We start from the raw sequence: 13,804 nt of genomic DNA, 5'->3' as shown, positions 1-13,804 counted from the left end.
TCGGACATCTGGCCGGATCACACTCCGGTGCGCACCCGGATTCGCTTGGCCAGCTCGGCGGTGGCGGCGCCCGGGTCGGCTGCCTCGGTGATCGCCCGTACGACGACCACCCGGCGCGCTCCGGCGTCCAGCACCTCGTCGAGATTGCCCGCGTCGATCCCGCCGATGGCGAACCACGGACGCCACTGGTCGAGCGAGGCGGCGTACCGCACGAGGTCCAGGCCCGGGGCGTGCCGGCCGGGCTTGGTCGGGGTGGGCCAGCAGGGGCCGGTGCAGAAGTAGTCCACCCCGGGCTCGGCGACGGCCGCGTCGACCTCGGACTCGGCGTGGGTGGAGCGGCCGATCACCACGTCCTCGCCGATGATGGCGCGGGCGGCGGAGACCGGCAGGTCGCCCTGGCCGAGGTGCAGCACGTGGGAGCCGATGGCGTGGGCGACATCGGCCCGGTCGTTCACCGCGAGGAGCTTGCCGTGGCGCCTGCAGGCTTCGGCGAAGACCGCCAGGTGTTCGAGCTCCTCGGCCGCTTCCATGCCCTTGTCGCGCAGCTGGACGATGTCCACACCGCCGGAAAGGACGGCGTCGAGGAACGCGGGGAGGTCACCTTGGCGCCTGCGGGCGTCCGTGCACAGATAGAGCCGGGCGTCGGACAGCAGCGCGCGAGGCGTGGACATGGTGCGCTTCCCCCCTGGAGAGCGTTGCGGAGCGGTTATCGGTACGGCGCGGGGGTGCGGGCCGCGCACTGCTGCGCGGCCCGCCCCTCACATACGGACTGCGGTCAGACGGCGAGCGCCTGGGCGCGGCGCTTCACCTCCGTGCCGCGATTCTCGCTCAGCGCCTGGGCAGGGGTGCCCGGCAGGGTCGGGTCGGGGGTGAAGAGCCATTCCAGCATCTCTTCGTCGGTGTAGCCGTCATCCCTCAGGAGCGTCAGGGTTCCGGAGAGACCCTTGACCACCTTGTTGCCGTCGATGAAGGCGGCAGGCACCTGAAGCGTCCGGTTCTCACCACGTCGTACGGCGATGAGCTGGCCCTCCTTGACCAGCTGCCGCACGCGCGTCACCTCGACATCGAGCATTTCGGCGATGTCGGGAAGGTGGAGCCAGGCGGGGACGAGAGCATCGATCTTTGCGTCAATCTCGGTCACAGGGACAAGCGTGCCATCCCGGACCGACAGTCGGTAGCCAGGCCGACCGTACGGGGGTCTGGGTACGCCGTCAGAGGGTTGCCGACTTCAGCGGTACGGAGGGGTCGGCGGCCCGTGCCGGATCGAGATGTGCCCCCGCCTCGATGAGCTTGCGCCCCTGCGCCAGATCGCGTGGCCGGCCGACGGCGAGGACCGCGACCAGGACGCCGCCTCGCAGCCAGCACACCGACCAGGAGGGACCGGCCGGATCGCCGCGCCACAGCAGGGTGTCGGCGCTCCCGTGGTGGCCCGCGTACTGCACGAACCGGTCGAACTGCTCGGACCAGAAGTACGGCACGGGGTCGTACGTCTGCAGCGCCGGGCCGTTCTCGGCCCCCGCCCCGATGATGTTGGCGGCGGCGGTCCGAGGGCCCTGGAGGGCGTTGTCCCAGTGGTGGATGAGAAGGCGTTCGCCGTACCGCAAGGAGGGGAACGAGGCGCAGTCACCGACCGCGTACACATCGGGGAGCGAGGTGCGCAGCGCCCCGTCGGCGGTCACCGATCCGTCGGGGCCGAGCGCGATGCCGGAGCCGGCCAGCCAGCCGGTGGCGGGCCGTGCGCCGATTCCGACGACGACCGCTCCGGCCGGGATCGTGCGGCCGTCCGCGAGGATCACCCGGCCGGGTTCGATGCGGGCGACCCGGGCTCCGGTGAGGAGTTCGGCGCCGCTCTCGGCGTACCAGGCGGTCATCGGGGCGGCGACCTCGGCGGGCATGGCGCCCGCGAGGGGCCGGTCGGCGGCCTCGACGACGGTGACCTCACAGCCCGAGGCGCGGGCCGCGGTGGCGAACTCGGCGCCGATCCAGCCCGCGCCGACGACCACGACGCCGTGCTGCCCGTCGAGTACGGGCCGCAGCCGTGCCGCGTCGTCGAGGGTGCGCAGCAGATGGACGCCGGGAACGCCCTCGGCACCGGGCAGGACAACCGGTTCGGCGCCGGTCGCGATCACCAGGACGTCGTATGCAACAGGTCCTGACGGGGTGTCCAGCTCATGCGCGCCCGGCCGCACACCGGTGACTTCGCGGCCCAGCTGCAGATCGATGTCCAGCGCCCCGAAGTCGACGTCGAAGGCGGAGTCCTCGGCCTTGCCGAGCAGTACCGCCTTGGACAGCGGGGGCCGGTCGTAGGGCTGGTGCGGTTCGGCGCCGATCAGGGCGACGGAGCCGGTGAAGCCCTGTTCCCGCAGGGCCACCGCCGTCTGCACGCCGGCCATGCCCGCGCCGACGATGACGACGCGGCGCCCTGCCTGCCGGTCCGGCCGCTCTGACTGCTGCTGCTCGCTCACCTGTACACCTTAAACAACTGACGGATCGTCAGGAAAGGGGGAGCTCTTCGGCCAGTGCGCCCAAGACCGTTCGGGGCGTGCCGGTGGGGCAGGACCCGTTCCTGCTCACCGCCCAAAAACGGTTTAGGGTGGCCAACGTAAAACACTCGCGGGAGCCCGGACGCACCGGGCTGAGAGGGAGGCTGGGGCGGCCTTCGACCGTACGAACCTGATCCGGGTCATGCCGGCGAAGGGAAGGGTTGGGGACCCATGCGTTCCTCTCGGAACGGAAACGGATCCGACGTCCTTGTCATCGGGGGCGGGATCATCGGTCTGGTGACCGCCTGGCGGGCCGCGCAACGCGGACTGCGCACCGCGGTCGTCGATCCCGAACCGGGTGGCGGAGCCGCCCGGGTGGCGGCCGGCATGCTGGCCGCCGTCACCGAACTCCACTACGGCGAACAGATGCTGCTGGGCCTCAATGTCGCCTCGGCCGCCCGCTATCCGGCCTTCGCGGCCGAGCTGGAGGCGGCGAGCGGACAGGAGACCGGCTTCCGCGCCTGCGGCACCCTGGCCGTCGCGCTGGACTCCGACGACCGTGCCCATCTGCGGGAACTGCACGCCCTGCAGCAGCGTTCGGGCCTGGAGTCGGAGTGGCTCACCGGCCGCGAATGCCGCCGCCTGGAGCCGATGCTCGCGCCGGGCGTCCGCGGCGGTCTGCGGGTCGACGGCGACCACCAGATCGATCCCCGCCGGCTGGCCGCCGCACTGCTGACCGCCTGCGAGCGGGCCGGGGTGGTCTTCCACCGCGGATGGGCGGAGCGCCTGGCGGTGATACGCGACCGGGCCGCCGGAGCCGTGCTCTGCGGGGGTACGGAGCTCGCCGCCGACCAGGTCGTGCTCGCCGCGGGCAGCCTCAGCGGCCGGCTCCCGGGGCTGCCGGACGGGGTCGTGCCGCCGGTCCGGCCGGTGAAGGGGCAGGTGCTGCGGCTGACCGTGCCCGCCACGTACGCACCGTTCCTCACCCGGACGGTCCGGGCCGTGGTCCGGGGAAGCCACGTCTATCTCGTACCGCGCGAGAACGGCGAACTGGTCGTCGGCGCCACCAGCGAGGAGATGGGCTGGGACACCACCGTCACCGCGGGCGGCGTCTACGAGCTGCTGCGGGACGCCCACGAGCTGGTGCCCGGCATCACCGAGCTCCCGCTCACCGAGACCCGGGCCGGCCTGCGCCCCACCTCCCCCGACAACGCCCCGTTGCTCGGCCCCACCGCCCTGCCGGGCCTTCACCTCGCCACCGGCCACCACCGCAACGGGGTGCTGCTGACTCCCGTCACCGGTCACGTCATGGCAGAGCTCCTCACCACAGGCGAGCTGCCCGAGGTGGCTCGCCCCTTCACTCCGCACCGTTTCTCGTCCGCCGCCGTCTCCGTACGTCAGGAGCAGCCCGCATGACCGATCCCGCGCCCCTCACCGTGTCCGTGAACGGCGAGGTCCGTCTCCTCGCCGCGGGCACCACCCTGGACACCCTTGTGGCCACCCTGACCGCCGCGCACTCCGGCGTCGCGGCCGCCGTCAACGAGACCGTCGTCCCGCGCGGCCAGTGGTCCACCGCCGCACTCGTTGACGGTGACCGCGTCGAGGTCCTGACCGCGGTCCAGGGAGGCTGACCATGTCCGACGACCTCTTCACCCTCGGCGACACCGCCTTCGGCTCCCGGCTGATCATGGGAACCGGCGGGGCGCCCAGCCTCGACGTGCTGGAACGCTCCCTGACCGCCTCCGGTACCGAGCTCACCACCGTCGCGATGCGCCGCCTCGATCCGACCGTGCAGGGCTCGGTGCTCTCCGTGCTCCAGCGGCTCTCCATCCGCGTGCTGCCGAACACGGCGGGCTGCTTCACCGCGGGCGAGGCCGTGCTGACCGCCCGGCTGGCCCGCGAGGCGCTCGGCACGGACTGGATCAAGCTTGAGGTGGTGGCCGACGAGCGGACCCTGCTGCCCGACCCGATCGAGCTGCTGGACGCCGCGGAGACCCTGGTGGACGACGGCTTCACCGTGCTTCCGTACACCAATGACGACCCCGTACTGGCCCGCAGGCTCCAGGACGTGGGGTGCGCGGCGATCATGCCGCTCGGCTCCCCCATCGGCTCCGGCCTCGGCATCCGCAATCCGCACAACTTCCAGCTGATCGTCGAGCAGGCCCGGGTGCCGGTGATTCTCGACGCGGGCGCCGGGACGGCCTCGGACGCGGCGCTCGCGATGGAGCTGGGGTGCGCGGCGGTGATGCTGGCGTCCGCGGTGACCCGGGCCCAGGAGCCCGAGCTGATGGCCGCGGCGATGCGGCATGCGGTGGAGGGCGGGCGGCTGGCGTACCGCGCGGGCCGGATCCCGCGCCGCCACTTCGCCGAGGCCTCGTCGCCGGTGGAGGGGCGCGCGGTGCTGGACCCGGAGCGCCCGGCGTTCTGACCCACCGGACCGCCGCCGGCGGCTGCGGCGCGCATGTCCCTGTCACGGCTCGGCTGCAGTACGGCCCCGGGTCCGCCCCGGCCCGTGGGCCGTGTCCGTGGCGGCTCGTAGACTCGCATGCGTGGATACGACCCTCCAGGACCCTCTCGTCGGGCAGCTGCTCGACGGCCGCTACCGCGTCGATGCCCGCATCGCCGTGGGCGGCATGGCCACGGTCTACCGGGCCGTGGACACCCGGCTCGACCGGGTGCTCGCCCTCAAGGTGATGCACCCGGCGCTCGCCACGGACGCCTCGTTCGTCGAGCGCTTCATCCGCGAGGCCAAGTCCGTGGCCCGGCTCGCGCACCCCAATGTCGTCGCGGTCTTCGACCAGGGCGCCCAGGGGCAGTACGTCTACCTCGCGATGGAGTACGTCGCGGGCTGCACCCTGCGCGACGTACTGCGCGAGCGCGGCGCCCTGCAGCCGAGGGCCGCACTGGACATCCTGGAGCCGGTCCTGGCCGCCCTGGGCGCCGCGCACCGCGCGGGGTTCGTGCACCGCGACATGAAGCCGGAGAACGTCCTGATAGGGGACGACGGCCGGGTCAAGGTCGCCGACTTCGGTCTCGTAAGGGCCGTGGGCGCCGTCACCAACACCACCGGGTCCGTCCTGGGCACCGTCTCCTATCTCGCCCCCGAGCAGATAGAGCACGGCACGGCGGACACCCGCACCGATGTGTACGCCTGCGGTGTCGTCCTGTACGAGATGCTGACCGGCTCCAAGCCGCACGCCGGCGACACCCCCGCCCAGGTCATCTACCAGCACCTCAACGAGGACGTCCCGGCCCCGTCGGCTGCCGTCCCTGGGCTCCCCTTCGAGCTCGACGACCTGGTGGCCGGCGCCACCGCCCGTAACCCCGAGATCCGCCCGTTCGACGCGGTGGCGCTGCTCGCCGAGACCCGAGAGGCCCGCTCCGGTCTCACCGACGCCCAGCTGGACGCCGTACCGCCGCAGGCTCTCGCCGAGGTGCACGACGCCGCCGAGGACCGCACGAGCGTGATCCCGCGGCTGCTCCCGGCCGACCAGGGCGTCGCCCACCACACCAGCCGGCTGGAGATGCCCCCGCCGACGCCGCCGCAGCCCGCGCCGCACGGCCTGCGCCGCCTCGGTCCGCGGCGCTCCGTCATCGCCGTGGTCGTCGCGGTGTTGCTGGCGCTGGGGATCGGCACCGGTGTCTGGTACATCAACTCCGGGCAGTTCACCCGGGTCCCCTCTGTGCTCGGCCAGACCGAGAAGACCGCCCAGGAACGGCTCTCGGGCGCCGGCCTGGAACTCAAGAGCGTCAAGCGGGCCTACAGCGACACCGTCGAGCGCGGCAAGGTCATCAGCAGCGACCCCGAGTCCGGCGCCCGCATCCGGGGGAACGACGCGGTGACGCTCGTCGTCTCGCGCGGCCCCGAGATCGTGAAGGTCCCCGATGTCCAGGACCTCTCGCTCGGGGACGCCAGGCGCGCGCTGAAGAAGGCAGGCCTGGTGCCCGGCATGGTCACCAAGGAGTTCAGCGAGGAGACGGGACGGGGCGAGGTGATCCGTACGGACCCCGAGGCGGGCACCGAGCGCCACCCGGACTCCGCGGTCGCCCTCGTAGTCAGCAAGGGCGCCCCGGTCGACGTCCCCGATGTCACCGGGCTGTCCGTCGAGGACGCCACCGCCGCGCTGGACGAGAAGGGGCTGAAGGCAAAGGTGCTGCCCGACCGGGTCAGTTCCCCCGAGGTCGCGGGCGACATCGCCCATCAGTCGCCGGCCGAGGGCAGCCAGGCCGCCGAGAGCGACACCATCACGCTCACGGTCTCCAAGGGACCGCGGATGATCAACGTCCCGGATGTCATCGGGAAGAACGTCGACGACGCCAGGCGCGAGCTGGAGGCCGCGGGCTTCGAGGTCAAGGTCGACCGCCCGTTCCTCTCCTTCGGCGACACCATCGACAGCCAGTCCGTCGACGGCGGTAAGCAGGCCCCCGAGGGCAGCGCCATCACCATCAAGACCAAGGGACTCTAGATCCGTATGCGCAACCCAGTCGGCGGCCATGTTCCCGTGGCCGGCGGCCTCGCCAAGGTCGGCCTCCCCTACGCCCGCGAGATGGGGGCGGAGGCCGTCCAGGTCTTCGTCGCCAACCCGCGCGGCTGGGCGACGCCCGCAGGCAACCCGGCCCAGGACGAGCAGTTCCGTGCCGAGTGCGCCGCCGATTCCATACCGGCGTACGTCCACGCCCCGTATCTGATCAACTTCGGTTCGCACACCGTGGCCACCGTCGAGAAGTCCGTGGACTCGCTGCGCCACTCACTGCGCCGGGCCCGCGAGATCGGCGCCCTGGGCGTCGTGGTGCACACCGGATCGGCAACGGGCGGCCGACCGCGCGAGCAGGCCCTCGCACAGGTACGCATGCACATGCGGCCGCTCCTGGACGAGCTGACGCACGACGACGACCCGTATCTGCTGCTGGAGTCGACCGCCGGGCAGGGGTTCTCGCTCTGCTCGCGGACCTGGGACTTCGGCCCGTACTTCGAAGCACTCGACGCCCACCCCAAGCTCGGCATCTGCCTCGACACCTGCCACATCTACGCGGCGGGCCACGATCTGACGGGCCCGGCGGGCATGCGGCAGACACTTGACCTGCTGGTGGACACGGTCGGCGAGGGCCGGCTGAAACTGATCCACGCCAATGACTCCAAGGACGTGGTGGGAGCCCACAAGGACCGGCACGAGAACATCGGCGCCGGGCACATCGGCGAGGAGCCGTTCCGAGAGCTTTTCGCTCATCCGGCGACCGCCGGTGTACCGCTGATCGTCGAGACACCGGGCGGCAAGGAGGGGAATGCGGCGGATGTGGCGCGCCTGAAGGGGCTGCGCGACCGGGGCTGAGTGCTGCGCACTGTTTCCCCATTGAGGAATACCCCATGGGGGTATACGGTTCCTGCTGTCGGCAGGAACCGCTACTCGGCATTGGGGGATCGCCATGCAGCACGACACACACCACGAGCAGCACAGCCACCATGAGCGGGGCGAGCAGCACGGGGAGCACACAGATCACAACCTGCGCGTAGACCACGGCGAGCACGCAGCCCACCCAGGCCACGCCGACCACACCAGTCACACCGACCGCCACCTCGGCAAGGCAGGCTGGGCCATGGCCGCACAGGCCACCCTGCACTGCCTCACCGGATGCGCCATCGGCGAGATCCTCGGCATGGTGATCGGCACGGCGCTCGGCTGGGGCAACATGGGGACGATGGTGCTCGCGATCGTCCTGGCCTTCTTCTTCGGCTACACGCTGACGCTGCGCTCCATCCGGAAGGCGGGCGTCGACTTCCGTACGGCCCTGCGGGTCGCCCTCGCCGCCGACACCCTCTCCATCGCGGTGATGGAGCTGATCGACAACGGCGTGATCGCACTGTGGCCGGGCGTCATGGACGCCGCTCTCTCCGACACGTTGTTCTGGGGAGCGCTCGCACTCTCGCTCGGCGTCGCCTTCGTCGTCACCACACCGGTCAACAAGTGGATGATCGGCCGCGGCAAGGGCCACGCAGTGGTGCACCAGTACCACGACTGAGGGTGGACCGGGCCGGGCCGGGAGCTGTCAGGTCAGAGCTCGGGGCCGTCCCCGGGCTCTTCCTGGTAGGAGTAGCGCTGCTCGCGCCACGGGTCGCCGATGTTGTGATAGCCGCGCTCCTCCCAGAAGCCGCGGCGGTCGGCCGTCATGTACTCCACGCCCCGGACCCACTTGGGCCCCTTCCAGGCATAGAGGTGCGGCACAACGAGCCGGAGCGGGAAGCCGTGCTCGGCGGTGAGCAGCTCGCCGCCCTTGTGGGTGGCAAAAAGCGTTCGGTCCGAGGCGAAGTCGGAGAGCCGAAGGTTCGAGCTGAACCCGTACTCGGCCCAGACCATCACGTGGGTGACGTTCGGCGCGGGTGGCGCGAGTTCCAGGACCGTGCGGGCGAGCACCCCGCCCCATTCGGCGCCGAGCATGCTGTATTTGGTGACGCAGTGCAGGTCGGCGACGACCGAGGTGAACGGCAGCACCGAGAACTCCTGGTGGTTCCAGCAGTGCTTCTCGCCGTCCGCCGTGGCGCCGAAGACCCGGAACTCCCAGCGGTCGGGCTTGAACTTGGGCACGGGCCCGTAGTGGGTAACCGGCCAACCACGCTGGAGTCGCTGTCCTGGCGGAAGCTCGGACTGCTCTGACGCGCTGTTTTCCCGGCTTTCCGGCTGACCCATGACTCCATGGTGACAGACAGGCAGGGGTGGTCCTGACCAGGGCATGGCCAATTCAGACATCTCGTACTAAGCATGTACTTACTGGACGATCACCGGGTGCGGTGCGAGGATGCGGCCAACTTGCCCAGTTCACCGGTTGGAAGGAGCCTCTGCGATGCAGGGCGACCCCGAGGTCCTTGAGTTCCTGAACGAGCAGCTGACCGCCGAGTTGACCGCCATCAATCAGTACTTCCTGCATGCAAAGATGCAGGACAACTTCGGCTGGACGAAGCTCGCGAAGTACACCCGCTCCGAGTCGTTCGACGAGATGAAGCACGCCGAGATCCTCACGGACCGCATTCTCTTCCTCGATGGACTGCCCAACTACCAGCGGCTGTTCCACGTACGAGTGGGTCAGACCGTCACCGAGATGTTCCAGGCCGACCGTCAGGTCGAGGTGGAGGCGATCGACCGCCTCAAGCGCGGAATCGAGCTGATGCGCGGCAAGGGCGACATCACGTCCGCAAACATCTTCGAGTCGATCCTGGAGGACGAGGAGCACCACATCGACTACCTCGACACCCAGCTGGAACTGGTCGAGAAGCTCGGCGAGCCGCTCTACATCGCACAGCAGATCGAGCAGCCCGACAGCTAGGGCCTGTGCGGCGGATCAGACCGCTTCGGGAAGCCGGATGCCCGGGGCCATGCCCGGGGCGATGCCGGGAGCCATACCCGGATCGACCTCGGGGACGGCGTCCGTGGCGGCGTCGCCGGCAGTGCCCGGCGTCCGCTTCCGGTCGATCAGCTCGCGGCGCGGGCAGGCTCCGCGGCCGAGCACGGCCTGGATCGCGCGGACGCAGCCGCCGCAGTCCGTTCCCGCCTTGCAGGCGGAGGCTATCTGCCGGGGCGTGCACGCCCCGGCTTCCGCATGTTCCTTGACCTGCTTCTCCGTAATGCCGAAGCACGAGCAGACGTACATGCGGTTCACCTCCCGGCGGGATCGGTCGTCGGCGCCACCCCGTTAATCGGTGAGGCCAACCTAACCTTACCTGGCGCTCCAAGCCCTTGAAAGCCTCCGAACGCCCTGTGGGGCACGGATCACATCGATCCGTGCCCCACAGTCGTACGCGTGCTGCCTGCGGTGATGCCTACTGGTCCCGGTACATCTCGGCGACCAGGAACGCCAGGTCGAGGGACTGGCTGCGGTTGAGCCGCGGGTCGCATGCCGTCTCGTAGCGCTGGTGCAGATCGTCCACGAAGATCTCGTGCCCGCCGCCGACGCACTCGGTGACATCGTCACCGGTGAGCTCGACGTGGATGCCGCCCGGGTGCGTGCCGAGACCCTTGTGCACCTCGAAGAAGCCCTTGACCTCGTCAAGGACGTCGTCGAAGCGACGGGTCTTGTGGCCGGAGGCGGCCTCGAAGGTGTTGCCGTGCATCGGGTCGGTCACCCACGCCACGGTGGCGCCGGAGGCGGTGACCTTCTCGACCAGGTCGGGGAGCTTGTCGCGGACCTTGTCGGCGCCCATGCGGACGATGAAGGTCAGCCGGCCGGGCTCGCGCTCGGGGTCGAGGCGTTCGATGTAGCCGAGCGCCTCGTCGACGGTGGTCGTCGGGCCGAGCTTGATGCCGATGGGGTTACGGATCTTCGAGGCGAACTCGATGTGCGCGCCGTCCATCTGGCGGGTGCGCTCACCGATCCAGACCATGTGGCCGGAGGTGTCGTACAGCTCACCGGTGCGCGAGTCGGTACGGGTCAGCGCCGACTCGTAGTCCAGCAGCAGCCCCTCGTGCGAGGAGTAGAACTCGACCGCCTTGAACTCGGCCGGGTCCGTACCGCACGCCTTCATGAAGTTCAGCGCGTTGTCGATCTCGCGGGCGAGCGCCTCGTAGCGCTGGCCGGACGGCGACGACTTCACGAAGTCCTGGTTCCAGGCGTGCACCTGGCGCAGGTCGGCGTAACCGCCGGTGGTGAAGGCACGGACCAGGTTCAGCGTGGAAGCGGATGCGTGGTACATCTGCTTCAGCCGCTCGGGGTCCGGGACGCGGGCTTCCTCGGTGAAGGCGAAGCCGTTGACGGAGTCGCCGCGGTAGGTCGGCAGGGTGACGCCGTCGCGGGTCTCGGTCGACTTGGAGCGCGGCTTGGAGTACTGCCCGGCGATCCGGCCCACCTTCACGACGGGTACGGAGGCCGCGTAGGTCAGGACGGCGCTCATCTGGAGCAGCGTCTTCAGCTTGGCCCGGATGTGCTCGGCCGACACGGCGTCGAAGGCCTCGGCGCAGTCACCGCCCTGCAGCAGGAACGCCTCGCCCTTGGCGACGGCTCCCATGCGGGCACGCAGCTGGTCGCACTCACCCGCGAAGACGAGCGGGGGATACGACGCGAGGTCCGCGAGTACATCGCGCAGAGCCTCGGCATCGGGGTACTCGGGCTGCTGCGCCGCGGGAAGGTCTCGCCAGGTGTTGCCACCGGCGACGGAGGTATTGGCGTTCACGGTCACACCGACAACATTACGGGGTCCGGCGGCGCGTCCATCCGTAGGCTCAATAGTTGAGACGCGCGCTCGGATGACGTGGTCATCCGTTAGGGTTCGGAACATGTTCGCGCAGACAAACCAGAACTGGTGGTGGACCGCTCATCCGGCGGCCCACTGATCGATCGCGCGCAACAGACCACGCGAAGGCCGCCCGAGGGGCGGCCTTCTCTGCGTTTCGGGAGCCGTTCCTCCATCCGGAAGGAACACCCCCGATGTCTCAGCCTCACCCCACCGAGCTCGTCGTCCAGCGGCTCCTGACGGACGACTGCCCGCCGTTCGCACTGCTGCGCAGGCGCACCCCCGGCCGTGACCACGACACCGTCGAGGTGCTGATCGGCCGGGTGCGGGAGGTGGACCGGCTCGCCGGTCTGCCCGTCGGTCCGCAGCCGTCGCTCGCCCTGGTGCCGTTCCGGCAGATCGCCGAGCGCGGATTCGACGTGCGTGACGACGGGACACCGCTGTCCGTGCTGACCGCGGACGAGACGTACGAGCTGCCGCTGGCCGAGGTGCTGGACCACCTGCCGGTCCATGACGTCCGGGTCGAGGGCGGGGCCTTCGACGTGCCCGACGAGGAGTACGCCGGGATCGTCCGGCGGGTCATCGAGGACGAAATCGGACAGGGCGAGGGCGCGAACTTCGTCATCCGGCGGACCTTCCGGGGCGAGATCCCGGGATTCGGACGGGCCGACGCGCTGGCGCTCTTCCGGCGGCTGCTGGCCGGTGAGCGGGGCGCGTACTGGACGTTCGTCGTACACACCGGCGAGAGGACGCTCGTCGGTGCCAGCCCCGAGGTGCACGTGCGGATGTCCGGCGGGACGGTCGTGATGAACCCGATCAGCGGGACGTACCGCTACCCCGCCGAGGGTCCGACCGTCGAGAATCTGCTGTCCTTCCTCTCCGACCGCAAGGAGAGGGACGAGCTCTCCATGGTGGTCGACGAGGAACTCAAGATGATGTGCACCGTCGGCGACATGGGCGGAGTGGTGGTCGGGCCGCGGCTCAAGGAGATGGCCCATCTCGCACACACGGAGTACGAGCTGCGCGGGCGTTCCTCGCTGGATGTGCGGGAGGTGCTGAAGGAGACCATGTTCGCGGCGACGGTCACCGGCTCCCCCGTGCAGAACGCCTGCCGGGTCATCGAGCGGTACGAGCCCGGCGGCCGCGGCTACTACGCGGGCGCGCTGGCGCTCCTGCGGCAGGAGCCGGGCAGCGCGCAGACCCTGGACTCACCGATCCTGATCCGTACCGCCGACATCTCGGCCGACGGGCATGTGCAGGTACCGGTCGGGGCGACGCTCGTACGCCACTCCGATCCGGACAGCGAGGTCGCCGAGACCCATGCGAAGGCGGCAGGCGTGCTGGCCGCCCTGGGGGTGCGGCCGGGCCGGCCGCGGGCCGAGGCGGCATCTCCGCAGCTGGCGGCCGACCCGCGGGTGCAGGCGGCACTGGACGCCCGGCGCAGCGGTCTCGCACCGTTCTGGCTGCGGATGCAGGAGCGTACGTACGAGCTGTCCGGCCATGCGCTGGTGATCGACGGCGAGGACACCTTCACCGCGATGCTGGCGCATCTGCTGCGCTCCTCGGGTCTGGAGGTGTCGGTGCACCGCTACGACGAGCCGGGGCTGCGCGAGCGCGTACGGGCGCACCAGGGTCCGGTCGTGCTGGGCCCCGGGCCCGGGAATCCGAGTGACACCACCGACCCGAAGATGCGGCTGCTGCGCGAGTTCGCCGCGGAGCTGGTCCGTGATCACCGGCACGGGCTGCTGGGGGTCTGCCTCGGCCATGAGCTGATCGCGGCGGAGCTGGGTCTGGAGATCGTCCGCAAGACCGTGCCGTACCAGGGCACGCAGACCCGGATCGATCTGTTCGGGCGGCCGGAGACGGTCGGCTTCTACAACAGCTTCACCGCGCGCTGCGACGACGACGTGGTCACCGAGCTGGCGGCGCACGGTGTCGAGGCGAGCCTGGACGAGGCGAGCGGGGAGCTGCACGCGCTGTGCGGTCCGGGCTTCGCGTCGGTGCAGTTCCACCCGGAGTCGGTGCTGACACTGCGCGGCGCGACGATCGTGGCCGGGCTGCTGGCAGGGCTGCCGGTGGCCGGCTGAAGGAGGCTCGGGGACCC

The 13,804-nt window shown here is 70.5% G+C and carries 15 protein-coding genes and 1 riboswitch; of the genes, 9 read left to right on the top strand and 6 right to left on the bottom strand.

Features of this window, described 5'->3' with window-relative positions; all coding sequences use genetic code 11:
- Positions 1–17 precede the first annotated feature (17 nt).
- The 3 genes from thiE to OG609_RS30005 all read right to left on the bottom strand — a co-directional run bounded on the left by thiE (position 18) and on the right by OG609_RS30005 (position 2,465).
- Positions 18–671 (bottom strand): thiamine phosphate synthase, encoded by a 654-nt coding sequence (gene thiE, locus OG609_RS30015; RefSeq protein WP_327275694.1) that lies wholly within the window; start codon positions 669–671, stop codon positions 18–20.
- A 104-nt stretch (positions 672–775) separates the two neighbouring features.
- On the bottom strand, positions 776–1,141 hold the full coding sequence (locus tag OG609_RS30010) for an Rv2175c family DNA-binding protein (RefSeq protein ID WP_030919271.1): 366 nt from the start codon (positions 1,139–1,141) through the stop codon (positions 776–778).
- 70 nt (positions 1,142–1,211) lie between these two features.
- Entirely contained in the window at positions 1,212–2,465 is a 1,254-nt protein-coding gene (locus tag OG609_RS30005) for an NAD(P)/FAD-dependent oxidoreductase (RefSeq protein WP_385652766.1), read from the bottom strand.
- Between the two features lie 138 nt (positions 2,466–2,603).
- A riboswitch (TPP riboswitch) is annotated at positions 2,604–2,718 on the top strand.
- On the opposite strand from OG609_RS30005, the gene thiO reads away from it, so the two are divergent.
- The 6 genes from thiO to OG609_RS29975 all read left to right on the top strand — a co-directional run bounded on the left by thiO (position 2,715) and on the right by OG609_RS29975 (position 8,501).
- Complete coding sequence (gene thiO, locus OG609_RS30000; RefSeq protein ID WP_327275693.1) at positions 2,715–3,899, top strand: glycine oxidase ThiO; 1,185 nt, start codon at positions 2,715–2,717, stop codon at positions 3,897–3,899. It overlaps the preceding riboswitch by 4 nt.
- A complete protein-coding gene (thiS, locus tag OG609_RS29995; RefSeq protein WP_327275692.1) occupies positions 3,896–4,114 on the top strand; it encodes a sulfur carrier protein ThiS in 219 nt (72 codons plus the stop codon). Before thiO ends, thiS begins: the two co-directional genes overlap by 4 nt.
- A gap of 2 nt (positions 4,115–4,116) precedes the next feature.
- A complete protein-coding gene (locus OG609_RS29990) occupies positions 4,117–4,911 on the top strand; it encodes a thiazole synthase (RefSeq protein WP_327275691.1) in 795 nt (264 codons plus the stop codon).
- Between the two features lie 121 nt (positions 4,912–5,032).
- Positions 5,033–6,949, top strand: coding sequence for a Stk1 family PASTA domain-containing Ser/Thr kinase (gene pknB, locus OG609_RS29985; protein WP_327275690.1), 1,917 nt, complete (start codon positions 5,033–5,035; stop codon positions 6,947–6,949).
- 6 nt (positions 6,950–6,955) lie between these two features.
- Complete coding sequence (locus OG609_RS29980; RefSeq protein WP_327275689.1) at positions 6,956–7,813, top strand: deoxyribonuclease IV; 858 nt, start codon at positions 6,956–6,958, stop codon at positions 7,811–7,813.
- A 94-nt stretch (positions 7,814–7,907) separates the two neighbouring features.
- Positions 7,908–8,501, top strand: coding sequence for a DUF4396 domain-containing protein (locus tag OG609_RS29975; protein WP_327275688.1), 594 nt, complete (start codon positions 7,908–7,910; stop codon positions 8,499–8,501).
- 32 nt (positions 8,502–8,533) lie between these two features.
- Here the strand turns inward: OG609_RS29975 and OG609_RS29970 are convergent, their stop codons facing one another.
- The gene (locus tag OG609_RS29970) at positions 8,534–9,166 is read right to left on the bottom strand and encodes a sulfite oxidase-like oxidoreductase (protein WP_327275687.1); all 633 of its coding nucleotides are present in this window, start codon (positions 9,164–9,166) and stop codon (positions 8,534–8,536) included.
- A 154-nt stretch (positions 9,167–9,320) separates the two neighbouring features.
- Here OG609_RS29970 and bfr point away from each other — a divergent pair, with 154 nt between their 5' ends.
- On the top strand, positions 9,321–9,800 hold the full coding sequence (bfr, locus tag OG609_RS29965) for a bacterioferritin (protein WP_093543851.1): 480 nt from the start codon (positions 9,321–9,323) through the stop codon (positions 9,798–9,800).
- A 15-nt stretch (positions 9,801–9,815) separates the two neighbouring features.
- On the opposite strand, the gene OG609_RS29960 is transcribed toward bfr, so the two are convergent.
- Both OG609_RS29960 and OG609_RS29955 read right to left on the bottom strand, forming a co-directional pair.
- Complete coding sequence (locus OG609_RS29960; RefSeq protein WP_327275686.1) at positions 9,816–10,124, bottom strand: (2Fe-2S)-binding protein; 309 nt, start codon at positions 10,122–10,124, stop codon at positions 9,816–9,818.
- 169 nt (positions 10,125–10,293) lie between these two features.
- Positions 10,294–11,640, bottom strand: coding sequence for a class II 3-deoxy-7-phosphoheptulonate synthase (locus OG609_RS29955; protein ID WP_327278229.1), 1,347 nt, complete (start codon positions 11,638–11,640; stop codon positions 10,294–10,296).
- Positions 11,641–11,713: 73 nt separating this feature from the next.
- On the opposite strand from OG609_RS29955, the gene OG609_RS46325 reads away from it, so the two are divergent.
- Entirely contained in the window at positions 11,714–11,800 is an 87-nt protein-coding gene (locus tag OG609_RS46325; protein ID WP_107451293.1) for a trp operon leader peptide, read from the top strand.
- Between the two features lie 94 nt (positions 11,801–11,894).
- A complete protein-coding gene (locus OG609_RS29950; protein WP_327275685.1) occupies positions 11,895–13,787 on the top strand; it encodes an anthranilate synthase family protein in 1,893 nt (630 codons plus the stop codon).
- Positions 13,788–13,804: the final 17 nt, after the last annotated feature.

This window comes from Streptomyces sp. NBC_01224 (assembly GCF_036002945.1).
Taxonomy (GTDB): domain Bacteria; phylum Actinomycetota; class Actinomycetes; order Streptomycetales; family Streptomycetaceae; genus Streptomyces.
Note: the sequence above shows the minus strand (reverse complement) of the source record. Positions and strands in the feature narration are given on the sequence as shown.